The 22,801-nt window shown below is 70.3% G+C and carries 23 protein-coding genes; 5 read left to right on the plus strand and 18 right to left on the minus strand.

Features of this window, described 5'->3' with window-relative positions; all coding sequences use genetic code 11:
* Nucleotides 1-113 precede the first annotated feature (113 nt).
* Together ACW9TB_RS11150 and ACW9TB_RS11155 are read right to left on the minus strand one after the other, a co-directional pair.
* Nucleotides 114-452 (minus strand): hypothetical protein, encoded by a 339-nt coding sequence (locus ACW9TB_RS11150; RefSeq protein WP_472747893.1) that lies wholly within the window; start codon nt 450-452, stop codon nt 114-116.
* Nucleotides 453-745: 293 nt separating this feature from the next.
* Nucleotides 746-1,276 carry a hypothetical protein gene (locus ACW9TB_RS11155; protein WP_472747894.1) on the minus strand — a complete coding sequence of 177 codons (531 nt, stop codon included), beginning with the start codon at nt 1,274-1,276 and terminating at the stop codon, nt 746-748.
* Nucleotides 1,277-1,412: 136 nt separating this feature from the next.
* On the opposite strand from ACW9TB_RS11155, the gene ACW9TB_RS11160 reads away from it, so the two are divergent.
* Complete coding sequence (locus ACW9TB_RS11160; RefSeq protein ID WP_472747895.1) at nt 1,413-1,553, plus strand: hypothetical protein; 141 nt, start codon at nt 1,413-1,415, stop codon at nt 1,551-1,553.
* Nucleotides 1,554-1,868: 315 nt separating this feature from the next.
* Here ACW9TB_RS11160 and ACW9TB_RS11165 read toward each other — a convergent pair whose 3' ends face one another.
* Both ACW9TB_RS11165 and ACW9TB_RS11170 read right to left on the minus strand, forming a co-directional pair.
* Nucleotides 1,869-2,729, minus strand: a complete 861-nt coding sequence (locus ACW9TB_RS11165) for an SDR family oxidoreductase (protein ID WP_472747896.1) — start codon at nt 2,727-2,729, stop codon at nt 1,869-1,871.
* On the minus strand, nt 2,726-3,961 hold the full coding sequence (locus ACW9TB_RS11170; protein WP_472747897.1) for an acyl-CoA dehydrogenase family protein: 1,236 nt from the start codon (nt 3,959-3,961) through the stop codon (nt 2,726-2,728). Before ACW9TB_RS11170 ends, ACW9TB_RS11165 begins: the two co-directional genes overlap by 4 nt.
* Before the next feature lie 139 nt (nt 3,962-4,100).
* On the opposite strand from ACW9TB_RS11170, the gene ACW9TB_RS11175 reads away from it, so the two are divergent.
* Nucleotides 4,101-4,832 carry a TetR/AcrR family transcriptional regulator gene (locus tag ACW9TB_RS11175; protein WP_472747898.1) on the plus strand — a complete coding sequence of 244 codons (732 nt, stop codon included), beginning with the start codon at nt 4,101-4,103 and terminating at the stop codon, nt 4,830-4,832.
* Here the strand turns inward: ACW9TB_RS11175 and ACW9TB_RS11180 are convergent.
* The 7 genes from ACW9TB_RS11180 to ACW9TB_RS11210 form a co-directional block, all read right to left on the minus strand.
* The gene (locus ACW9TB_RS11180; RefSeq protein WP_472747899.1) at nt 4,817-5,425 is read right to left on the minus strand and encodes a GTP-binding protein; all 609 of its coding nucleotides are present in this window, start codon (nt 5,423-5,425) and stop codon (nt 4,817-4,819) included. The two genes, ACW9TB_RS11175 and ACW9TB_RS11180, sit on opposite strands and share 16 nt — an antisense overlap.
* Nucleotides 5,406-5,732 carry a DUF742 domain-containing protein gene (locus tag ACW9TB_RS11185; RefSeq protein WP_472747900.1) on the minus strand — a complete coding sequence of 109 codons (327 nt, stop codon included), beginning with the start codon at nt 5,730-5,732 and terminating at the stop codon, nt 5,406-5,408. The genes ACW9TB_RS11180 and ACW9TB_RS11185 overlap by 20 nt, the downstream gene beginning before the upstream one ends.
* Nucleotides 5,733-5,752: 20 nt before the next feature.
* A complete protein-coding gene (locus tag ACW9TB_RS11190; RefSeq protein ID WP_472747901.1) occupies nt 5,753-6,178 on the minus strand; it encodes a roadblock/LC7 domain-containing protein in 426 nt (141 codons plus the stop codon).
* Nucleotides 6,159-8,510 carry a sensor histidine kinase gene (locus tag ACW9TB_RS11195; protein ID WP_472747902.1) on the minus strand — a complete coding sequence of 784 codons (2,352 nt, stop codon included), beginning with the start codon at nt 8,508-8,510 and terminating at the stop codon, nt 6,159-6,161. Before ACW9TB_RS11195 ends, ACW9TB_RS11190 begins: the two co-directional genes overlap by 20 nt.
* 541 nt (nt 8,511-9,051) lie before the next feature.
* Nucleotides 9,052-10,443, minus strand: coding sequence for an MFS transporter (locus ACW9TB_RS11200; RefSeq protein WP_472747903.1), 1,392 nt, complete (start codon nt 10,441-10,443; stop codon nt 9,052-9,054).
* Nucleotides 10,444-10,545: 102 nt separating this feature from the next.
* The gene (locus tag ACW9TB_RS11205; protein ID WP_472747904.1) at nt 10,546-11,745 is read right to left on the minus strand and encodes a YihY/virulence factor BrkB family protein; all 1,200 of its coding nucleotides are present in this window, start codon (nt 11,743-11,745) and stop codon (nt 10,546-10,548) included.
* 94 nt (nt 11,746-11,839) lie between these two features.
* Nucleotides 11,840-12,640, minus strand: coding sequence for a class I SAM-dependent methyltransferase (locus ACW9TB_RS11210; protein ID WP_472747905.1), 801 nt, complete (start codon nt 12,638-12,640; stop codon nt 11,840-11,842).
* A gap of 156 nt (nt 12,641-12,796) precedes the next feature.
* On the opposite strand from ACW9TB_RS11210, the gene ACW9TB_RS11215 reads away from it, so the two are divergent.
* The 3 genes from ACW9TB_RS11215 to ACW9TB_RS11225 all read left to right on the plus strand — a co-directional run bounded on the left by ACW9TB_RS11215 (nt 12,797) and on the right by ACW9TB_RS11225 (nt 16,511).
* Entirely contained in the window at nt 12,797-13,615 is an 819-nt protein-coding gene (locus ACW9TB_RS11215; RefSeq protein ID WP_472747906.1) for an alpha/beta fold hydrolase, read from the plus strand.
* 73 nt (nt 13,616-13,688) lie between these two features.
* On the plus strand, nt 13,689-15,422 hold the full coding sequence (locus ACW9TB_RS11220; RefSeq protein WP_472747907.1) for a pyruvate dehydrogenase: 1,734 nt from the start codon (nt 13,689-13,691) through the stop codon (nt 15,420-15,422).
* 348 nt (nt 15,423-15,770) lie between these two features.
* Nucleotides 15,771-16,511: a hypothetical protein gene (locus tag ACW9TB_RS11225; RefSeq protein WP_472747908.1), complete on the plus strand. Its 741-nt coding sequence runs from the start codon at nt 15,771-15,773 to the stop codon at nt 16,509-16,511.
* Between the two features lie 21 nt (nt 16,512-16,532).
* On the opposite strand, the gene kynU is transcribed toward ACW9TB_RS11225, so the two are convergent.
* The 7 genes from kynU to ACW9TB_RS11260 all read right to left on the minus strand — a co-directional run bounded on the left by kynU (nt 16,533) and on the right by ACW9TB_RS11260 (nt 22,765).
* A complete protein-coding gene (kynU, locus tag ACW9TB_RS11230; protein WP_472747909.1) occupies nt 16,533-17,765 on the minus strand; it encodes a kynureninase in 1,233 nt (410 codons plus the stop codon).
* Between the two features lie 147 nt (nt 17,766-17,912).
* Nucleotides 17,913-18,884, minus strand: coding sequence for an amidohydrolase family protein (locus tag ACW9TB_RS11235; protein WP_472747910.1), 972 nt, complete (start codon nt 18,882-18,884; stop codon nt 17,913-17,915).
* A 3-nt stretch (nt 18,885-18,887) separates the two neighbouring features.
* The gene (locus tag ACW9TB_RS11240) at nt 18,888-19,403 is read right to left on the minus strand and encodes a 3-hydroxyanthranilate 3,4-dioxygenase (protein WP_472747911.1); all 516 of its coding nucleotides are present in this window, start codon (nt 19,401-19,403) and stop codon (nt 18,888-18,890) included.
* Nucleotides 19,400-19,822, minus strand: coding sequence for a RidA family protein (locus ACW9TB_RS11245; RefSeq protein ID WP_472747912.1), 423 nt, complete (start codon nt 19,820-19,822; stop codon nt 19,400-19,402). The genes ACW9TB_RS11240 and ACW9TB_RS11245 overlap by 4 nt, the downstream gene beginning before the upstream one ends.
* Complete coding sequence (locus tag ACW9TB_RS11250; protein WP_472747913.1) at nt 19,819-20,628, minus strand: 2-keto-4-pentenoate hydratase; 810 nt, start codon at nt 20,626-20,628, stop codon at nt 19,819-19,821. Before ACW9TB_RS11250 ends, ACW9TB_RS11245 begins: the two co-directional genes overlap by 4 nt.
* Nucleotides 20,625-21,746, minus strand: coding sequence for a 4-hydroxy-2-oxovalerate aldolase (dmpG, locus tag ACW9TB_RS11255; protein WP_472747914.1), 1,122 nt, complete (start codon nt 21,744-21,746; stop codon nt 20,625-20,627). The genes ACW9TB_RS11250 and dmpG overlap by 4 nt, the downstream gene beginning before the upstream one ends.
* A complete protein-coding gene (locus ACW9TB_RS11260; protein ID WP_472747915.1) occupies nt 21,743-22,765 on the minus strand; it encodes an acetaldehyde dehydrogenase (acetylating) in 1,023 nt (340 codons plus the stop codon). The genes dmpG and ACW9TB_RS11260 overlap by 4 nt, the downstream gene beginning before the upstream one ends.
* Between the last annotated feature and the right edge of the window lie 36 nt (nt 22,766-22,801).

Raw genomic sequence — 22,801 nt, forward strand, 5'->3', positions numbered from 1 at the left:
CGTGCAGCCCGCATTCAACACACCGGGAGCGCCACCATGTGGCGCTCCCGGGTTCGTTGATCAGTGTGGCGGGGCGTCACCGTGAGGGGCGCGTCCCGCGGGATCGGGTGGGGTCAGCCGATCTTGAAGTAGGGGTTGCGGGCCTCGAAGGTGCACTCGCCCACGAACTTGACCGTCTTGCCGGCCGGGACGCTCTTCGAGGTGCTGTACTGCTTCGAGCCGCCGCCGATGGCGTTGACGCACCAGTACACCAGGGTCGCCTTACCGGCCGTGGTGCCGGTGTTCTTGCAGTTGCCCCAGACGGTGGTGTTGCCGGTTCCGGGGGCGTTGCAGCTCACCTTCGCGGCCATGAGCGCGGATGCGCCCGCCGAGGCGTGGGCCCCGGCGCTGAAGGACATCAGCGCGGCGACGGCACCCGCGGTAACGGTCAGCGAACGAATTACCTTGTTCATCTTGTATTCCCCCGAGGAAATGTAGGTTGATTATGACGCTTCACGATCCGGAAAAACTTCGTGTCGCGTCCCGAGATATCCCGGTCATGTGGATTCCGGGATGTTCGCCATGCTGGCACCCGGCTCGTCGGCCGGGCAAGGAATCTTTGTCCAAGGTCGTCGTCTGGACTTTTGGACAAATGAATCCGCAGGTCAAGACGGATCCGGCCGGGACACCCGGGAGCGGTTGCCCTTCCCCGCGGGTCGACCGGCTTCCGCCCTGTCACGCGTTTCCGCCGCGCGGACGGCCGATATCAGAGCCGTCGGCGATTTTTCGTACCACCGGCGCGGCCGGGGAACAGCTTTTTCCTGATGTTGTCGGCGAACAGGAATATCAGGCCGGCCGTGACGGCCGCGGCCGAGACGATGTTGACGAGAACGTGCTTACGCGGTGCGGGCCCCGGTGAACGCACCGGGACTATCACCACTTTCACCGAGGTGTCCGACAGCGCGCCCGCGGGCATGTCGTCCGCTTCGACGATCACCACCTCGCGAGCCGTTCCCTTGACGGCCCCCGTGCCGTCAAGGGAATCGGCGGCCTTCGCGCGCTCCCAGAGCTCCCGCCACTCGCGTTCGGTCTCCTCGGGGTCACACCCCAGCCGGTCGACCGCGAGGACCCGTACGAACTCCCAGGTCGTTTCCCAGCTCGGCAGACTCCGTCCCTGGACGGCACTGGCCAGTGACGACTTCGAGGCCGCCGCGCCGAGCCGGGTGGCCATCTCGGCGTACGACGGGTCGCCCGCCTTCCGCCTCAGCTGCCAGAGCCGGTTGGCGAACGCCTCCACCGCACCCGAGTCCGGGTCCGGCCGTCTCGACCGCCGCCCCCGTCGTTTCCCGCGATCCGGAGACCGAGCTTCCAACTCCACGTTCCCCCCGAGCGTTCACACCCGTTCACCACTGGTCGAAGGCGTGTCGCCGGACATGGCCGTCGCCTTCGCCCCGGTCCCGAAGTCTCAGGAAACGGCCGTGCCGTTCACGATGCTCCCGGTGCCGTTTCGGCGCTCGGTGTTCGGCGACGCCCCCGAGCCTGCCGCACCGGAATTCGCGCTTTTCCTCGCGTAACAGGCATCACCGTACCGGCGAGCAGGCTCGCGAAACGAATTCTGTTTCTCATCCAAAACCCTTTCGATCCGTTCGCCGCGTCGACGGAAACGCTGTTCGGCACGGCGAGGAAAGCAGAAGCCCTCTCCGCGAGTTTTCGGTGCGACGGGCAGACCGGGCCGAATTGTTCGCCCCGTTGCCGACCGACAGATTGAAGACTATGGGTGGGCCGCATATTTTTCATATAGTCGTCGTTCAGCCCCGGTTCGGCACTTCTTCGGAAAGGATCGGGAAGGAGGCACGCACGGCGAACCCGTCGCCCCGGGCGGAACCGCCTCAGGCTCGCGGGCCCGGGACGCGGCGGAAGATGAAGGGCTGGCTCTCGCGGCCCGGGATGACGAACCAGCACTCGCCGGTGCCGTCACTGTCGAGCAGCCGGACAAAGGTGTCGACGACGGACGAGACATCGAGGATCGGGAAGCCGAGCCGCTCCAGCACCGCCCTGCCCTCGCCGAGGATCGCGGTGTCGGCGAACGACGGGCAGAGCGCCTGCACCTTGATGCCGTGCGGCCGGAGGTCCTCGCCGAGCGAGCGGACGAGACCGACGACGGCGTGCTTGTTGGCGGCGTAGACGGGGTCGGACGGGATGCCGACGATGCCCGCCATGCTCGCGGTCGCCACGATCGTGCCACCGCCCGCCGCCCGCAGAGCCGGGATCGCGGCGTGCACCCCGAAGACGACGCCGTCGAGGTTGACGCCCATCGCGAGACGGTAGCGCCGGACGTCGAAGTCCTCACCCAGGCCGCAGCCCGAGGCGATGCCCGCGTTGAGGAAGGCGAGGTCGAGCCTGCCGTACCGCTCGACCGCGGTCGCCACCGCCGCCTCGTTGTCCTCCAGCCGCGACACGTCGCAGTGGACGTACGTCGCGCCCAGCTCGTCCGCGAGCTTCCCGCCCGCGACGTCGTCGATGTCGGCGAGGACGAGGTGGGCCCCGCCCCCGGCCAGCCGCCGGGCCACCGCCGCGCCGATGCCGTTGCCGCCGCCGGTGACGAGGGCGACCCTGCCCTCCAGTTCGTCACCGCGGACCGTGTTGAACGTCCCGGCCACCTCTTCTGGGCTCCCCTGGATCCCCAGGCCACTGAGCAGCCCGCCGCCGCCGCTCTCTCCGGTGAACCCGCCCGTCTTCCCCGTACTCACAGTGGCAGCCCTCCGGTGGCGGCGTTGGTCGAGCCCGTGCTCCGGTACGCCGCGATCGTACGCTCGGCGATGCGCATCTGGTGGATCTCGTCGGCCCCGTCCGCGAAGCGGGCCCAGCGGGCGTGCTGGAGCATCTTGGCCAGCGGGGTGTCGGTCGAGTAGCCGAGCGCGCCGTGCACCTGGATCGCCCGGTCGACGATCCGGTTGAGGCTGTTGGCCACGAAGTGCTTCGCCATCGAGACCTCGGTACGGAAGTCCTCACCCCTGTCGATCTTCGAGGCGGCGTGCAGGACCATCAGCTTGCACTGGTACAGCTCCATGGCCGAGTCGGCGATCAGCCACTGGATGCCCTGTTTCTCGGCGAGCAGCGATCCGTGGCTGTAGCGGTTGAGCGCGCGGTCGACCATCATGTCGAGCGCCGTCTCCGCCTGGGAGATCCAGCGCATGCAGTGCGCCAGCCGCGCCGGGCCCAGGCGGTACTGGCCGAGCCGGTGGCCGTTGCCGCGCCCGCCGAGGATCTGGCCGTCGTGCACCCGCAGGTCGGTGATGACGATCTCGCTGTGGCCGGTGGAGCCGTGCATCGTCTCGACCTCGCGGACGTCGTTCCATCCCTCCTGCGGGAGGTCGACGAGGAAGGCCGTGTTGCCGCCGCGCGAGCCCTCGGGCACGTCGAGCTCGGTCTTGGCGATGAGGATGGCGAAGCTCGAACGCCGGGCGTTGGAGATGAACCACTTGTGGCCGTTGATGACCCACTCCTCGCCGTCCTGGACGGCGTGGGTACGGATGAGCGTGGGATCGGAACCGGCCACCTCCGGCTCGGTCATCGCGAAGCACGACATCTTGTGGCCCTTGAGCAGTGGTTTGAGGTATTTCTCCTTCTGCTCGTCGGTCCCCCAGTGCAGCAGCGTGTGCATGTTGCCCTCGTCGGGCGCCGAGCAGTTGAGGACCCAGGGGCCGAGCCGGGTCTTGGCCGCCTCGGACTGCACCATGGCCAGCTCGACATGGCCGAGGCCCATGCCGCCCCACTCTTTCGGCATGTGCGGCAGCCACAGTCCTTCGGCCCGCGCCTTCTCACGCAACCCGAAGATGACGCGGATGTACTCGTCGCGCGAGGTCACCTTGTCCTCGTCGTCGAAGCCGCTGACGGCGGGGACGACGGTCTCCTGGACGAAGGCCCGCACGCGGCGGCGGATCTCCTCGTGCTCGGGGGCGAGGGTGAAGTCGATGGCCATGGGGTCCTCCCCTTAGCGGACCGGCGGGCCCGAGGGACCGGCCGTGTGCCGCGACCTTTGAGGCGACTGCTTCATGATTTGATACACATGCATTATTACCCTAGCGATCAGCACATCCACCGGCAAGACAGGAGCGCGCATGCCCCCCAACCCGGAGGCGACCGGCAGGCGCCTGGTCGCGGCGGCCGAGCGGCTGTTCGCCGAGCGCGGGATCGACGGCGTGTCGCTCCGCGAGATCAACGGTGCCGCCGCGCAGCGCAACTCGACGGCGCTGCAGTACCACTTCGGGGACCGCGCGGGCCTGCTGGGCGCGGTGCTCGCCAAGCACCGCCCCGAGATCGAGGCGCGCCGCCACCAGCTGCTCGACGAGTACGAGTCCCGGGGCGACCTGCCGGAGGCCGAGGCCCGCCGCACCCTCGCCGCCGCGCTGGTACGGCCGATGGCCGCCAAGCTGGCCGACCCCGACGGCGGCCGGTACTACCTGAGGATCATGGAGCAGCTCGTCCGGCGCACGCCTCTTCCCTCCCCGCGGAGCACGGATCCGGGGCAGAGCATCGACCGGTGGCGCGAGCTCGTGGCCCCGCTGCTGTCCGAGGTCGCCCTGCGCCGCCTGCACCAGCGCTTCATGGCGATCCGGGTCACGTACGTGGAGCTGGCCCGCCGCGCCGCCGGGCCCGAGGGCAGGGACGACCGGCTCTTCACCAGTCACCTGGTCGACGTCGTGTCGGCCGTACTGGCCACCGAGGTCTCCGAGGAGACGGCGCGGCTCCTGGGAGAGCGCGACAGGAGGCGCGACGAGAGGACCGGAGCGGCCCTGAGGAAGGACCCGGCCGACACCGGGCCCAGCGAAGAAAGTCAGGCGCCCGCGTGAGCCGCCTGGAAGGCACCTCCCGCCGAGTAGGTGACCAGCGTGGTCAGCACCTCCTTGACCGAGTCGCGCTTGCGCACGTCGCAGAGGATGATCGGGGCCACCCCGTCCAGGCCCAGCGCCCGCCGTACCTTGATCGGGTCGTGCCGCCGCGCGCCGTCGAAGCAGTTGACCGCCACGACGAACGGGAGCCCGCGCTGCTCGAAGTAGTCCACCGCGGGAAAGCAGTCCTGCAGGCGGCGGGTGTCGGCGAGCACGACCGCGCCGAGGGCGCCGACGGACAGCTCGTCCCACATGAACCAGAACCTGTCCTGGCCCGGAGTGCCGAACAGGTAGAGCCAGAGCCCCTCGCGGATGGTGATCCGGCCGAAGTCCAGCGCGACGGTCGTGGTGATCTTGGATTCCACGCCCGCGGTGTCGTCCACGTAGAAGCCGCGCTCGCTCAGCAGTTCCTCGGTGTGCAGAGGCCTGATCTCGCTGATCGTGCCGACCATGGTCGTCTTGCCGACCCCGAAACCACCGGCGACAAGGATCTTGATGGCCATGGCCGGGGTGTCGACCGGGGCCGTTCCCGGCTCAGAGGCCGCGTATTCCATGCAGCACTTCCCTGTAGATGCGTTCGTCGATCGTCTTCCCCATCGGCCGAGGTCTGTCGATGGTGACCAGGCCCTCGCGTCGCAGCTCGCTGAGGAGTACGCGGGTGATGTTGAGCGGCAGCTTGAGATGCGCCGCGACGTCCGCCACGGGGGTGGGCCGGCGGCACGAGGACAGCACGTCGAGATGCTCGGGCATCAGCCCGACCGGCTCGAAGGGCATCTCGACGGTCGTGACGATGGCCACCAGGTCGAAGCTCTCCCCGACCGGGCGCGCCCGGCCACCGGTCACCCCGAAGAGCCTGACCAAGGGCCCGGGATCCTCTCCCGTCACGTTCTCACACCGTTCCAGGCGGGCGCTGGGGCAGCTCCCCTCGGCTGCGCGGACAGGTGCTCGCCGACGCGCTTGACCAGTAGCGCCATCTCGTAGGTCACCATGCCCAGTTCGGCGTCGCCCGCGGCGAGCACGGCCAGCCTGGCCCCCTGCCCCGCCGCGGTGACGAACAGGAAACCGCCCTCCATCTCGATGATGGTCTGCCGCACACCACCGAGGCCGAAGTGCCGTCCCGCGCCCAGCGCGAGACTGTGGCTCCCCGCCGAGATGGCGGACAGGTGCTCGGCGTCCTCCCGGGTCAGCTCCCGGGAACCGCCCATCGCCAGGCCGTCGGCGGACAGCACGATGGCGTGCCGGATACCGGTGACCCGCTGGGTCAGGTCGTCGAGCAGCCAGCTCAGTTCAGATCTGGGGTCGGGCATCGGAGTGGCCATCCTTTCGCTTCCACACGTCCAGTTCCTGCTCGGCCTGGCTGCGGCCCTGCTGCCAGCCCCGCTGCATGGAGGACATGAGGTTTGAGAGTTCCTCGGGAGTTCGCGCGGCGATGTCGCGCTGCTCGGGGGAACGTGTCTGGCGGAGTTGGGGGGCCAGATTGGCCTGCCGTATCCGCATCGGCAGCCCGTCCAGGTCGTCGTCGGCATCCGGTACGGAGACGACGCGCCGCACGGGCATCTGGGGGGTGGGGACCTCTCGCCGCTCCTGGGTGGGGAACCAGCTCGACGTGGTCTCGGGAGCACGGGCCACCCCGTTCTCCCGCGTGCCGGAGAGGGCCCTGGGCCAGTCCTCCGGTGCCGCGCTCAGCGCCCGTACGGGCCCGCCCGCGTGCGCTCCGCCCTGGCGCGCCCGCTTCGGCGCGGCCTCGGCGGCGAGCGCCTCGCAGGTGGCGAGCAGGCTCTGCGGCAACAGCACGATCGCGGTGGTGCCGTCGTACGGCGAGGGGCGCAGTACGACCTTGATCCCGTGCCGGGCGGCGAGCCTGGCCACCACGAACAGGCCGAGCCTGTCGCTGTCGGCCAGGTCGAACTCCGGCGGGTCGGCGAGCTTGGCGTTGAGCTCGTCGAGGTTGACCTGGCTCAGTCCCAGGCCCCGGTCCTCGACCTCCAGCGCGAAGCCGTTGGCCGCGACCATGCTCCGTACGTGGACCACGGTGTTCGGCGGCGAGAAGATGGCGGCGTTCTCCACCAGCTCGGCGATCAGGTGGATCACGTCGGTGACCGCGGCGCCGACCAGCAGCGGCGCCTGCGGCATGGGAAGCACGGTGACGCGGGTGTAGTCCTCGACCTCCAGGATGGCGCTGCGCACCACGTCGAAGATCGGCACCGGGTCGCGCCACCTGCGGGCCGGGGCCGCGTCGGACAGGATGATCAGGTTCTCCGCGTGCCGCCGCATGCGGGTGGTCAGGTGGTCGAGCTTGAAGAGGTCCTCCAGGATCTCCGGCTCCTCGACGCGGCGCTCCATCGTGTCGAGGAGCGTGAGCTGGCGGTGGAGCAGCGCCTGGTTGCGCCAGGCGAGGTTCAGGAAGACCATGCCGACGCCCTTGCGGAGCGTCGCCTGACCGACCGCGGCCTCCACCGCGGTACGCCGCACGGCGGAGAAGGCGTTCACGACGCGGTCGACCTCGGCGGTCTTCGCGGGGTCCAGCTCGGGGGCCTCGGTCGCCGGGTCCACGTCGTCACCCCTGCGCAGCCGCTCGACCAGCCGGGGCAACCGCTCCTCGGCCAGTTCCACGGCCGACGCCTGGAGCCGCTTCAGCTCGGCGATCAGGGAGCGGCCGAACCGGTAGGAGGCCAGGATCGAGAGGATGATCGCGAGCAGGCCCAGTCCCAGGATCAGCCCGACCCGCAGGTACGCGTTGTTCTTGAGCGTGTCGCCCCTGGCCGTGGACCGGGCAAGTTCCTGCGCGCTCTGCTTGCTGACGCCGACGAGGACGGCCTGGGCGTCACGCCTCCACTCGGCGGCGTCCAGCGGGGGCTTGCCGATGAGGTTCCACGAGAAGATCCGGTCCTCGCCTGCCTTGAACCGCAGGTAGGCGGGGTTCTGCAGGAACGTGTCATGGTCCGCCCGCAGGTCGGGGCTCATGTCCCGCTCCGCGTAGACCAGGTAGTTTCTCCGGCTGGTCATCGCCGAGACGAAGGCCGCGTGTTCGGCGGGGGTCATCTCGCCACGCTTCATCGCGGCGGTGAGCACGGCGTGCTCCCTGCTCGCGAACTCACCGGTGGTGCTGTACGCGCTCATGCCGCGGACGTTGCGGAAGGACGTCAGGTCGGCGATCGCGGTGATGTCACCGAACTGCCGGTTGGCGACGCTGATGAACTCGTTGTAGCCGTCGGTCACCTGGATGGGGGTGATCGCACCGCTGTCGGCGAACGTACGGACCTGGATGAGCCCGTCCATGGCCGCCTCCAGCGCCCGCACGTCCGTCGGGGCGTTGCCGGGCTCGTAGGCCGCGGCGGACGCGATCGCCTGGCGTACCAGGTCCAGCTTGGCGTTCGTGATCCGTCGCTGGTCGGAGAGCATCCTGCTCTGGGCGGTGGCACCGGCCGCTTCGGCGGAGACCTGGCGCTCCCGCTGGATCTCGACGATCAGCTGCCGCATCGGCGCCCCGAGCACCTGCCAGCGGTTCTGGGTCTGGGCGATGCCGGCGATCTGGGCGACGGTCGAGTAGGCGACGAACGCCCAGAGGACGATCAGCGAGAGCACGGGCAGGAGAAGGATCCGAAGGATCTTCGAGCGGATCGGAGGGGGGGAACTCATTTAACTTGTCCAATCCGCGGTTCCTACGCGTGGCCGGCAATCGTGGGCAGAGCGGGCCCCGCGATCGCACGCCGCGACTGGTGCGTGTGTGATTCGACACACTATGCCCATGGGACATATCGCGCTTCAAGCCACCAGAGCGAAGATTGAGTATCAATGTTCGTGGTGGGACCGGCTTCCGGATGCCCGTAAAAACCGGGGTTTCGGACGATCGCGCAGCTCACACCGGGTGCCGTACGCGAGCGAGCGCCCTCTCACCCCCGCCACGGATTGAAATTATTCCGTCACCATCCGCCGCCGGTTGGCGGCGGGTTGGTGACGCGTCGGCGACGGGCCGGTGACCGGTCGGTGGCGAGTCGGTGGCCGGTCGGCGGCGGATCGATGGCCGCTCGGTGGCGGGTCGGTGACGGGTGGGCGGCGGGTCGGCGGTGAGCCGGTGGCGGGTCGGTGGCAGGTCGGTGGCCGGTCGGTGGCGGGTCGGTGGCGGGGCACCCACTGGCGGGTGCCCACTCGCGGGTGCCCGGCCACCGGGCGGCCGGGGTTACCGGCGGGCCGCCTCCAGCACCCGCCGGGAGTCGCTCTCGAAGGAACCCCGGGCGGCCAGGGTGAGCAGGCCGCCGACCGCCATGGGCACGATGAGGAAGTACATGGCGGAGATGAGCGAGCCGGTGCTGTCGGAGGCGATGCCGACGATGAGCGGCCCGAACGCCGCGCCGGTGGTGATCAGCACCTGGAGGACGGCGAAGCCGAGGCCGCGGGAGGCCGCGCTGATCACGTCGGCGAGCGAGGCGGTCATGTTGGGGATGGCCACCGACATCAGCACGCTGGAGGCCGTGAGCACCAGGCAGAAGGTGAGCAGGGAGTCCATCGTGAGCGCGACGGCCAGGACGGCCGACCCGGCCGTGATGCCCCCGCCGCCCGCGAGGAGCCTGCCGCCCTTGCGGGTGCCGTGCCACCGGCGGCCGAGCCACGAGCCGATCAGGGTCCCGGAGAGCACGCCGACGATGGTCATGAGGCCGCCCAGCGAGCCCGCGGCGGCGGGGCCGATGCCGAAGTTGCGGACCAGCAGCGAGGGCATCCAGTAGAAGACCCCGGCCAGGCCCAGGCTGAGCAGCATCAGGCCGACGGAGACCGCGAGCAGGGTGCGGATCGTCAGGACCTCGCGGAGCTGGCGGACGAACGGCGGCTTGGGGGCGGGGACCCCGGCGGTGGAGGGGCCAGAACCGGAGCCGGGGTCGGAATCGGGGGTGGGGTCGGGGCCGGAATCGGCGGGGGTCGCGTTGGCGACCACCCGGTCGAGGTGGCCCCTGACGGGCTCGTGGAGCCGCCACACGAGGAGCGCGGTGAGCACACCCGGCACGGCCATGATCAGAAAGGCGCTGCGCCAGCCGAACGCCTCCGCGAGCACGCCGCCGAACAGCGTGCCGATGCCCCCCAGGTAGGTGGTCACGCGGGTCCAGCCGTAGGCCTGGGCGCGGGAGACCGGGGGGTAGTAGTCGGCCAGGAGGCTGCCGGACGCCGGGTTGTCGATGCTCTCGGCGGCGGCGAGGAAGACGCGCATCGCGTAGAAGATCGCGAATCCGGTGGCCAGTCCCGAGCCCAGCGTGGCCAGGGCCCAGCAGAAGACGACGACCGCGATGATCCGGGTGCGGCTGTACCGGTCGGCGAGGTATCCGGCGGGAAGCGCGACGAGCGCCGCCGCGAGAGCGGACGCGGTCGGTATGGAACCGGCGACGGTGTCGCTGAAGCCCCACTCGGCCTGGATGGCCGGCAGCACACCGGACAGCAGGTTGAACTCGATGCGGTCGACCAGTCCGACGACGAAGAGCACGGCCAGGGGAGCCCAGCCGTAGGGGGCGCGGGACCCGGCGTCGACCTCTCCGTCGCGAGGCGCTCCAAGTCTCAGGCGTGGGGTGGTGGGCGTGTCGACCATGCGCCAGCCTTCCTGTAGCCAAGATCTAGAACCCACTTCTAGATCTTTGTTATGGAGGGTGACACAGATCACAGCACCGGTAAATGGCGGAAATGTGAGTTGTCAGATCCGGCGTGCCGGGGTGCCCGACGCTCCCTGCGGATCATCGTGGAGAGCGGCCGGGACGGGCGCCTGAGGGTCGCGTACCGGCCCCCGCGAGGCACCGTCCGGAGCGGGGCCGTCACGCACCTCACGGCGATCCTCTCCAGCGGACGAGGAGCCGCTGTCGGACCGAGAGCCGTTTTCGGATCGGGAGCCGTCGTCGGTGAGCCGGGAGCCGTTGTCGGATGGGGGGCCGTCAACTGCGGATCGGGAGCCGTCGCACACCGCCGGGGAGTCCTCCTTCGCGGCCCGGGAGACCTCTCGCCTGGCGTCGGAGCGGTCGCGGCGGGCGGCCAGGTCGATCATCGTGCCCTCGCCGGTGGCGGTGAGCGCCGCCGCGAAGAGGATCAGCTGGTTGAGGATCTTGAGGAAGACGAGCATCCCGACGGCACCGGCCACGACGTGGTAGGCGGGATTGCCCACGGTCATCTCCAGGTAGACCTGGCCCAGGGACTTGAGGACCTCCAGGCCCGCGGTGATGAGCAGGGCGGGCCAGATGACCCGGCGCAACGACAGCCGCAGGCGCGGCGGGGCGCAGAGCAGGGCGATCGCCAGCAGGGTGTTGACGGCCAGTCCGATCACGAACGCGGCGGCCGACAGCATCCACCGCGACAGCGTGTCGTCGACACCCACCGTGTGCATGAACAACCAGTTCAGCACCGTCTCCGCGGCGAAGGCCGCCGCGAGCGAGGCGGACAGCAGCAGTCCCAGACCCGCCATCACCCCCAGGTCGATGACCTGGCGCATCATGAAGCGGCCCGGATACTCTTCGATCCGCCAGATGGCCCTGATCGCCGAGCGCAGGGCGTCCATCCAGAACAGTCCGGTGAGGGGCAGTCCGACGAAGGCGATCGCCCCGGCCGTGGCCCTGGCGCTCTGCAACGCCTGTACGTCCAGGCGGGGGAAGTTCTCCGAGAGGTAGCCCTGAACGGTGTGCAGCACCTTCGGGTCGTCGAGAACCTGCCCGATGATGGCGAAGGTGAGCAGCCCCAGCGCGAACACGGCGAAGAACGAGTAGTAGGTGAGCGCCGCGGAGAGTCGTCCGGCGTCCACCTCGTCGTAGCGCACCACGGCTCGTACCAGATGGTCCAGCCAGCCGTGGCGATGACGAGCACGCGCCCACGCCTTGGAGATCCGCGCGGTGAGACCCGTGACCGTCATGCCAGGGCCTCTACCCTCAGCCCGCCCGCTTACCACCCCCGGGGCGCCCCATCGGAAAGCCCCGCCCCCGGTCGTCACGGGTTTCGCACGACGCTCAGCCGTCGCCCGCCCTGCGGGCGAGGACCGAGTGGATCTCGAAGGAGGGCGCGCTGAAGCCCGGGGCCGACATGACCTCCCGGACCTCCCGGAGCTGCTCGAAGGTCATCCCCGCCGCCACCAGGTGGTCCTCCAGGTGGTGGCTGTTGCTGATCAGGAGGCCCAGCCCGGCGGAACCGCGCTCCCACACCTCGGTCCAGCACACCTGGTCGACGTCGACCAGGCCCGCCGCCGCCATGTCCCGCGCGACGGAGCCACCCCAGGTCGGATCGGCGCCCGCCGCGCCGAGAACCCGGGCCATGGCCGTGACGTAGGCCCCGTACGCCTCCCCTTCGGGCCCCGGCGCCACCCAGCGGGTGATGTCGATCTCGTCGAGCTGCAGCCAGCCACCGGGCCGCAGCGCGGCGCGCAGGCGGCGCAGGACCTGGCGGCGGCGCGGCAGATGGCTGAGGACGAGCCGGGCGTGGATCAGGTCGAACGCGCTCTCCGGCAGCGGGTCGGTGACGATGTCGTGGCGGGCCACGGTCAGCCCCGGCCTGGACGGGATCAGGCCGGGCTTGATGTCGGTCGCCAGCACGCGCCCGCCCGGCGCCACCCTCCCGGCCAGCCAGAGGGCCACGCTGCCCCCGCCCGCCCCGACCTCCAGGCAGCTCCAGCCGGGCCCGACACCGGTCAGGGCGAGACGCTCGAACGTCAGCGGGTCGAGAAGCTGGGCGAGGTAGCGGTGCTGGTCGGACGAGTGGTCCCCGTCGTTGTCGAAGACGTAGTCGGAAGCGGTCGCTGAGTTCTGCCCGGTCATCTAAACCCTTCCAAGAGCGGTTACCTCGCCCGCATGGTAGGTAAGGCGCCACGGAAAGTGACAGACCTCCGGCCGGACCTGGCCATCTTCTCTGGAGAACGTATCCCTCTGGATACAGTATGTCCGGATAAAGAACTTATGTGCGGTAGGTGAACAGTGCTGTACTACGAGATCGAGGGCCCCGCCGACGCGCGGCCGGTCGTGCTGGCCGGGTCGCTGGGCACCACACTGGAGATGTGGGATCCGCAGATGGCGGCGCTGACCGCGCACTTCAGGGTCATCCGCTTCGACCACCGGGGCCACGGCCGGTCCCCGATGCCCCAGCGGCCCACGGTGACCCGTGAGCGGCCCGCGGTGCCTCGCGAAGAACGGCCCGCGGTGACCCCCGAACGGCCCCCGGCGGCCGGAAGTATCGCCGACCTCGCCGGTGACGTACTGGACCTCCTCGACCTGCTGGAGCTGCCGCGGGTCTCCTTCGCGGGGCTCTCGCTCGGCGGCATGGTCGGCATGTGGCTGGCCGCGCACGCCCCCGAGCGGATCGACCGGCTCGCGCTGCTGTGCACGTCGGCGAAGCTGAACACGCCCGCCTTCTGGGCCGAGCGGGCGAACGCGGTCCGCGAGGCGGGCACCGCGTCGATCGCCGGGACGGTCACGGCCCGGTGGTTCACCCCCGGCTACCCCGGGCGGGAACCGTACGTGACGATGCTCGGCGGCGTCTCGGCCGAGGGGTACGCCGCCTGCTGCGAGGCCATCGGGGCGATGGACCTCCGCTCCGACCTGTCCCTGATCTCGGCGCCCACGCTCGTGCTCGCCGGGGCCGACGACCCCGCCACGCCGCCCGAGCACGCGGAGCGGATCGCGGAGGGAATCCCCGGTTCCCGGCTGGTCGTCCTGCCCGGGGCGGCCCACCTGGCGAACGTCGAGCGGCCGGAAGCGGTCTCCGAGCAGCTGGTCGGGCACCTTCTTCCGGAGTGACATCGGAGTAACGCGGAGTGACTCGGCGAAATACGGTGAGGTACCCCGGTGACGCCGGACACGAGGGGGCACCATGGCGACCGTCGCCGAGCAGTTCATCGAGGTTCTCCGCCAGGCAGGGGTGGAACGGATCTACGGGGTGGTGGGCGACAGCCTGAACCCGGTGGTCGACGCCGTCAGGAAGGCCGGGGACATCGAGTGGGTCCACGTGCGCAACGAGGAGGCCGGGGCGTTCGCCGCCTCGGCCGAGGCCCAGGTCACCGGGCGCCTGGCGGTCTGCGCGGGCAGTTGCGGGCCCGGCAACACCCACCTGGTCCAGGGGCTCTACGACGCCCACCGCAGCGGCGCCCCGGTGCTCGCGCTGGCCTCGCACATCCCCTCCTCGCAGATCGGCACGGGCTTCTTCCAGGAGACCCATCCCGAGCGCCTGTTCGTGGAGTGCAGCCACTTCTGCGACATGATCGGCACGCCCGGGCAGATGCCCCGGGTGCTCCGTATCGCCGTCCAGCGGGCGATCGGCCTCGGCGGCGTCTCGGTCGTGGTGCTTCCCGGCGACGTGGCGCACCTGCCCGCCGCCCGCCCCACCGGTGAGCACGACTTCCTGACCGTGACCGGCACGGTCGTACCCCCCGCCGACCAGGTGGCCGAGCTGGCGGCGGCGCTGAACCGCGCCGGGAAGGTGATGCTGTTCTGCGGCGCCGGGACGCGCCACGCCCGCGACGAGGTCATGGCGCTGGCCGGACGCGTCCTGGCCCCGGTCGGGCACGCGCTGCGCGGCAAGGAGTGGATCCAGTACGACAACCCGTACGACGTGGGGATGAGCGGGCTGCTCGGGTACGGCGCCTGTCACGAGGCGATGCACGAGGCCGACCTGGTGGTGCTGGCCGGGACCGACTTCCCGTACGACGACTTCCTGCCGGGCTCGCGTACGGTCCAGATCGACCACGACGCGGCGCGGCTGGGCCGCAGGACCCCGCTGGAGCTGGCCGTGCACGGCGACGTCGGCGCGACGATCCGCGCGGTGCTTCCCCACGTCGCCCAGAAGACGGACCGCCGCCATCTCGACAGGATGCTGGGCAGACACCTCAAGGCCCTGGAGAACGTCGTGGAGGCGTACACCCACGACATCGAGCACCACCTCCCGATCCACCCCGAGTACGTCGCGAATCTGGTCGACGAGCTGGCCGACGACGACGCCGTGTTCACCGTGGACACCGGGATGTGCAGCGTCTGGGCCGCCCGCTACGTCAGCCCCAACGGGCGCCGCCGCGTGATCGGCTCGTTCGTGCACGGGAGCATGGCCAACGCGCTCCCGCACGCCATCGGCGCCCAGTTCGCGGACCGGCGTCGGCAGGTCGTCTCGCTCTCCGGGGACGGCGGGCTCGCCATGCTCCTCGGGGAGCTTCTCACCGTCCGGCTGCACGACCTGCCGGTGAAGACGGTGGTGTTCAACAACTCCTCGCTCGGCATGGTCAAGCTGGAGATGATGGTGGACGGTATGCCCGACTTCGGCACCGACCACGCTCCCGTCGACTACGCGGCGATCGCCGCCGCGGCCGGGATCGGGTCGCTGCGGGTGGAGAGTCCCTCGGACGTACGGGAGGCCCTGGTCACCGCCTTCGCGACCCCCGGGCCCTTCCTGCTGGACGTGGTCACCGACCCGGACGTGCTGGCCATGCCGCCGAGCGTCAGCCGGGCGCAGGTGAAGGGGTTCGCCCTCGCCGCGGGCAAGATCGTGCTCAACGGCGGGGTCGGACGCATGATCGACATGGCGAAGGCGAACCTGCGAAGCATCCCGCGCCCCTGAGCCGTACGAGCCTGGGCGCCCGGGGCGGCGGGGCTCGTCACCGGATTAGACGCGCCCGCACCGGACGGGCAATCACCCTAACCCGCTTCCCCTCGCCTTTCCCTATTCAGTGGGCTGGGTCTCGGCGTGTCATCACATGACCCTCAATCGCGACTGTAAGCATCATCACTGTCACGCTGAGCGGCTCGGCGTACCGGCAAAAAGCCGTATTCCGGTCAGCGGATTGGTCGCGGCCACGGACCACGCCTCGAAGGGAATGGTGTCTCCATGCTCACTCCCCACCCCCGAACAAGTGCCGCGACCACGCACGAACGACAGAAGGGGCACCGGCCGACGAAAGGATCGGTGATGCTGGCCCTGGCCGGATCCCTCTCCGTGGTCCTTGTCGCCGTCGCCTCCCCGCCCGCCACCGCGTCCGCGCTCGGCGACCCGCCCCCCGACTCGAAATCGTCCATCACGTCGAGCAGCACCTCCACCAGCACCTCCGCCCCCGGCGGCACCGACACCGAGACCGACACCGGTCCCAACAGCGAGACCGACACCGGCACCGGCACCGACTTCGGCGACGACGAGGACGACGACGACGGCCGCCACCACTCGCTTCTGGAGCAGGCGCGCAGGAAATGCAAGCCGAGGTCCTTCTTCAGATTCCACTCCTTCAGGCCGAGGAATTTCTTCGTTCCCCGTACGCGCTTCATCGACGGCCCCGGCGGCACGATGACGGTTTCGGTCACCCGGCAGCACCGCGTGTACGCCGAGATGGAAATCGAGCGGGAAAGAATCGGCGAGATCGACAGGGAAGAACTGATCCGCCAGTTGCGAAACATGGTGAACCCGTTGCTCGCCGAGGAATACATCGTCGAGACCGGACACCAATACGAGCGGGCGATAACCGATGGCAAGTACGGAAACATGTGGTACCGCGTTTTCGGCTACCGGGTGGGATTCTCGGCGTGGCGCGAGATCTACGACTGCCGGGTGCGCAAGATCGCCGCTGGGGTGGCCAGCATCCCCGCGCGGGTGGAGGGCTGGAGATACTGGGAGACCGACCACCCGATGTACAAGGGACGGCGGCTGAGCAGGCGCTGAGGCCCCGGGGGACGGCTCCCCTCAGGTGACGGTGAGGCGGTCGCCGTAGCGGTCGTCGCGCCAGTGCTCCTTCTCCAGCACCTCGGCCAGGACCACGGCCGCGTCGTAGGCGTCCGCGAAACGGATGTAGAGCGGCGCGAAGCCGAACCTGAGGACGTCGGGAGCGCGGAAGTCACCGTGGACACCGCGGTCGATCAGGGCACGCATGACCGGGTAGCCGTCGGGGTGGCTGAAACTGACCTGGCTGCCCCGGCGCTCCGGATCGCGGGGCGAGACCAGCTCCAGCCCGTACGGCGCGCAGAGCTCTTCGACGAGCTCGATGAAGATCGAGGTCAGCGCCACGCTCTTGGCCCGTACGGCGGCCAGGTCGACGCGCTCCCAGACGTCGAGCGAGGCGTTGAGCGGGGCGAAGGACATCACGTGCGGGGTGCTCACGGTGAAGCGCCGGATGCCGTCGGCGGGGCGGAAGCCGGGCTCGAACGCGAACGGCGCCGCGTGGCCGTGCCAGCCGGTCAGCATGGGCCGCGCCTCGGCCTGGTGGCGCGGGTGGACGTAGACGAAGGCCGGGGAGCCCGGGCCGCCGTTCAGATACTTGTAGGTGCAGCCCACCGCGAAGTCGGCCGCCGAGACGTCCACCTGGTACGCACCGGCGCTGTGGCACAGGTCCCAGATCATCAGCGCGCCCGCCTCCTGGACCAGCGCGGTGACCGACGCCGTGTCGTGACGGGCCCCGGTCCGGTAGTCCACCTCCGACAGCAGCACACACGCGACATCGCCGGAGAGGGCGTCGGCGAGGTTCTCGACACCGGTGACGTCACGGACCTCGTAGCCGTCCAGTACCCCGGCCAGCCCCTCGACCACGTAGCGGTCGGTGGGGAAGTTGGCCAGGTCCGAGACGACGACCCGGCGCCCGGGGCGCAGGCCCAGGGCGGCGGACACGGCCTTGACGATGGCGATCGAGGTGCTGTCGCCCACCGCCACCTGGCCGGGTCCCGCGCCGATCAGCGGGGCGAGCCGGTCGCCCGTGGTCAGCGGCAGGTCGAACCAGCCGGAGGCGTTCCAGGCGCCGACCAGACGGCCTCCCCACTCCTCCTCCACGGTCCGCGTCACCGCGGCCGCCGCGCCCTTCGGCGGAGCACCGAGGGAGTTGCCGACCAGGTAGATCGTCCCGTCGGGCAGGACGAACTCGTCCCTGATCTGCTTGAGGGGGTCGGCGGCGTCGAGCGCGACACACTCCGCACGGCTGATGGCCAAGGGTCGTCTCCCGGTTAGGTGCCTGGCAACCCTCCCATAATGCCTTCAATGCCAGATTTAACGGCATTTCACGACAACAACCGAAACCCACGTACGAACCAGCGACCACCACCCGGATGGGCCCGCTCACGAGTCGAAGCCCCCCGGTCAGCGTCCGAGGAAGCGGATGGCGTTGCCGCCGAGCAGCTTGGCGCGGGCGGTGTCGGAGAGGAACCCCGCCCGGCGGACCAGCGAGCCCACCGGCGACTCGCCCAGCGGGTACGGGAAGTCGGAGCCGAGCATCACCCCGTCCTCCCCCATCGTGTCGACCAGCAGCCGCAGCGCCCGCTCGTCGAACACGACCGAGTCCACGCTGAACCGGTCGAGGTAGTGCGACGGGGGAAACTCCGAGACGCCGACCAGGTCGCCTCGGCGGTGCCAGGCGTTCTCGAACCGGCCGAGCCAGAAGGCGAACGAGCCGCCGCCGTGCGCGAAGCACAGGCGCAGCGTCTCCGGCACCCGGTCGAGGACGCCGCCCAGGATGAGGGCGAGCACCGACAGGTGCGTCTCGGCGGGCATGCCGACCAGCCATCGCGCCATCCAGCGCTCCAGCCGGGGACCGCCCGCCATGTCCCAGGGGTGGACGAAGACGGGCGCGCCCACCGAGGCGCAGTGCTGGAGGAACTGGACGATTCCCTCGTCGTCGAGGTCGCGGTCGCCGACGTGGTTGCCGATCTCGACGCCCGCGTGCCCGGAGGCCAGGCACCGGTCCAGCTCGGCGCAGGCCAGGTCGGGATCCTGGAGCGGCACCTGGCAGAACGGCACCAGCCGCTCGGAGGCGCAGATCTCCAGCGCCAGGTCGTTGAACACCCTCGCGACCCGTACGGCCTCGGCCGCCGGGCGCTCGTAGGAGAAGAAGACCGGCGTCGGCGAGACGACCTGGACGTCTACCCCGTCGGCGTCCATCCGCTCCAGGCGGACCGAGGGATTCCAGCAGTCGTCGGCGATCCGGCGGAACTCCCGATCCCCGAGCAGGATCATGGCCTCCCGCTCGGAGTCGATCCTGAGCCGGGGCGCCTCCGGCCAGCCAAGGTCGGGCCAGCCCCTGGGGACGTGGTGCGTGTGGACGTCGATGATCAACGACTATCCCTTGCCGGGGTGGACGGTACCGCAGTTCTCGCAGGTACGAGCCTTCTCGTCGTCGTAGAACGCCTGGAAGATCGGCGGCAGGTCGGTCACGATGTCGCGGACCTGGAGCTCGACCTCGTGGACGACGCCGCTGCACTCCGGGCAGTACCAGAGGAACCTCTCCAGCACGCCCTCCGGCCTGATCCGCTCCACCACCAGGCCGACCGACCCCTCCTCGGGGCGCTGCGGCGAGTGCGGCGTGTTCGACGGGAGCAGCCACATCTGGCCCTCGCGCACGTGCACGGTCTCCGGCCCCTCGGGGGTCATGACGTTGACGTGCATGTTGCCGCGGATCTGGTAGAAGAGCTCCTCGTACGGGTCGATGTGGAAGTCGGTCCGCGCGTTCGGGCCGCCGACGACCATGACGATGAAGTCGCCCGCGTTCTCGAAGACCATCTTGTTGCCCACCGGCGGCTTGAGCAGGTGGGCGTGCTCGTCGATCCACTTGGTGAAGTCGATGGGCGCGATCATGGGCGATCCTCCGGTCGGTGGGCCACGGCCTGAATCTCGATGAGCAGGTGCGGGTGGGGCAGCTGGTGGACGGCGACGGTGGTACGCGCCGGGCCGGTCTCGTCGAAGTACTCCGCGTAGACCGCGTTGTATCCGCCGAAGTCATTGATGTTCACCAGGTAAGTGGTGATCTGTACGAGGTCGCTCAGGTCGGCGCCCGCCGCCTTGAGGATGTCGCCGATGTTCTCTATTACGACCCTGGTCTGCTCGGCGATGTCGAGCGTCACCGTGCCGAACTCGTCGGCCTCGGCTCCGGCGATCGTGTTGTCGGGCCTGCGCGAGCTGGTCCCGGACACGTACAGGAGGTCTCCCGCCCGTTTGACGTGCGGGAACCTCCCTCGCGGCGTGGCCTTTCCCGCGACGACGATCCCATCGCTCATGATCCCTCCCCCGAAGCCCCCGAAGCCCCCGAGGTCGCCGGAGCCTCTGGTACGGAGGCGGTGAACGAGACCGAGCCCAGGTGCTGGATCTCGGCCCGCACCCGCGCGCCGGGCGCGAGCGGCTCGGCGGGCGTGGCGGCACCGGCGAGGAGGACCCAGCCCGGCTCCAGGACCGTCCCCGCCCGGAGGGCCAGGCGGGCGGCCTCCGCGAGGGCCCTGCGCGGGTCGCCCAGGATCGCCCCGGTCGATCCGGCCTGGACCACGCGCCCGTCGATCTCCAGGACGACGCCCAGGTTCCACCGCGACGGGTCGTACGGCTGCCAGGGGCCGACGGCGTACCCGGCGGCCGAGGTGTTGTCGGCGATCACGTCGGGCAGCGAGAACCTGAAGTCCTCGTAGCGCGAGTCGATCACCTCGATGCCGGTCGCGACGGCCGCGACGGCGCCCGGCGCGAGCGCGTCACCCGGCGACGCGATGCGCCGCCCGACGAGGTAGACGATCTCCGGCTCCACTCTCGGATGGATATATCTGGACATATCCGCGTATGAGCCGTCGAGGATGGCCGACGACTCCGGCACCCGGCCGAAGATGATGTCGTGCACGCCCATCTGGCGGCGTTTGCCCTCGCTGGTGAAGCCCAGCTTCACCCCGGCGAGCCGGTCCCCCCGCTCCAGGCGGAGCCGGATCAGCTCCTCCTGGACCCGGTAGGCGTCGGCCACGCCGTAGTCCTGCTCGGGCCTCGGCACCGCGCGGCCGGTACGGGCGGCCTCGTCCAGGACGGCGGCGAGCTTCTGAAGGTCGGTCATGCCCGCTTCCCCTCCCGTGCCGGGTCCAGCCGCTTCCCTTCCCGTGCCGGGTCCAACAGCTCCCCCGGCCCTGCCGGATCCAGCCGCGCTCCCGGCCCCGCACGGTCCGGTTGTTCACCTGTCCGTGCCAGGTCCAGTGCGATGTCCACGATCATGTCCTCCTGGCCGCCCACCATCCGGCGGCGGCCCGCCTCGGTCAGGATGGTCCGGGTGTCGACCCCGTACCGCGCCGAGGCCGCCTCGGCGTGCCGCAGGAAACTGGAGTAGACCCCCGCGTAGCCGAGCGTCAGCGTCTCCCTGTCCACCCGGACCGGCCGGTCCTGCAACGGCCTGACCAGGTCGTCGGCCGCGTCCATCAGGGCGTGCAGGTCACAGCCGTGCTCCCAGCCCATCAGGTCGGCCACCGCGACGAACACCTCGATCGGGCAGTTGCCCGCGCCCGCGCCCATCCCCGCCAGGGAGGCGTCCACCCGGTAGGTGCCGTTCTCCACCGCGACGACCGAGTTGGCCACGCCCAGGCCCAGGTTGTGGTGGGCGTGGATGCCGATCTCCGTACCCTCGTCGAGCACCGACCGGTAGGCCCTGACCCGTTCCCTGACCCCGTCCATGGTCAACCGGCCGCCGGAGTCGGTCACGTATACGCAGTGGGCGCCGTACGACTCCATGAGCGCGGCCTGCCGCGCCAGCTCCTCGGCGGGGGCCATGTGGGACATCATCAGGAACCCGGCCACGTCCATCCCGAGTTCGCGTGCGGTGGAGATGTGCTGGGCGGAGATGTCGGCCTCGGTGCAGTGGGTGGCGACCCTGACCGAGGTGACACCGAGGGCGTGGGCGCGCTTGAGGTCGTGGACGGTACCGATGCCGGGCAGCAGCAGGGTGGTCAGCCTCGCCCGCCGCACGGCCCCGGCGACCGCCTCGATCCACTCGTCGTCGGTGTGCGCGCCCGCGCCGTAGTTGAAGCTGCCCCCGGAGAGACCGTCGCCGTGCGCGATCTCGATGGCCGCCACCCCGGCGGCGTCGAGGGCGGCGGCGATCTCGGCGGCCTGGGCGACGGTGTAGCGGTGCCGGATGGCGTGCATACCGTCCCGCAGCGTCACGTCCTGCACGTACAGTCTCACGCGCCCACCTCCGCGTCCGTACGGCCTTGGGCTTCCGCACGACCCGCACCCTCTGCACGGCCCTGGTCTCCGCTACGGCCCTCGTCATCCGTACGGTCCGCGGTCCGGTCCGGCAGCTCGGCCAGGCGCTCGGCCGTGCGCAGCGCGGCGGAGGTCATGATGTCGAGATTGCCCGCGTAGGCGGGCAGGTAGTGCGCGGCCCCCTCCACCTCCAGGAAGACGGTCACCTTGACGCCGCCGTCGCGGGTGCCGTCGGGCAGCGGCTCCCCGGCCGGGATCGTCTCGAACTGCACGTCCTGCTTGAGCCGGTAGCCGGGTACGTAGTCGTTGACCCGCGCCACCATCTCCAGCACGGCGTCCGCCACCTCCGCCGTGGTCGTCTCGTCGCACTCGTCCACCAGGCAGTAGACCGTGTCGCGCATGATCAGCGGTGGCTCGGCCGGGTTGAGGACGATGATCGCCTTGCCCTTCGCCGCCCCGCCGACCCGCTCGATCGCCCGGGAGGTCGTCTCGGTGAACTCGTCGATGTTGGCCCGCGTGCCGGGCCCCGCCGACCGGGAGGAGATCGAGGCGACGATCTCCGCGTACCGGACGGGCACCCGCGAGGCGACCGCCGCGACGATCGGGATCGTGGCCTGCCCGCCGCAGGTGACCATGTTGAGGTTCCGCTCGGCGAGGTGGGCGTCCAGGTTGACCGGGGGCACCACGTAGGGGCCGACGGCGGCGGGGGTCAGGTCGATGACACGCTTGCCGTGCGCCCGGAGCACCCGGTCGTTGTGCCGGTGCGCCCCGGCCGAGGTCGCGTCGAGGACGACGTCCACCTCGGCGAACCCCGGCAGCGCGACCAGCCCCTCGACGCCCTCGTGGGTGGTGGCGACCCCGCGACGGCGGGCGCGGGCCAGGCCGTCGGAGTCGGGGTCGATACCCGCCATCGCGACGACCTCGACCTTCTCCGACAGCAGTGCCTTGAACATCAGATCGGTGCCGATGTTCCCCGACCCGATGATGGCGATTTTCACGAGAGGACCGCTTTCACGAGTCCCCCGGGACGACGA

It is taken from the genome of Streptosporangium sp. H13245 (genome assembly GCF_055690525.1).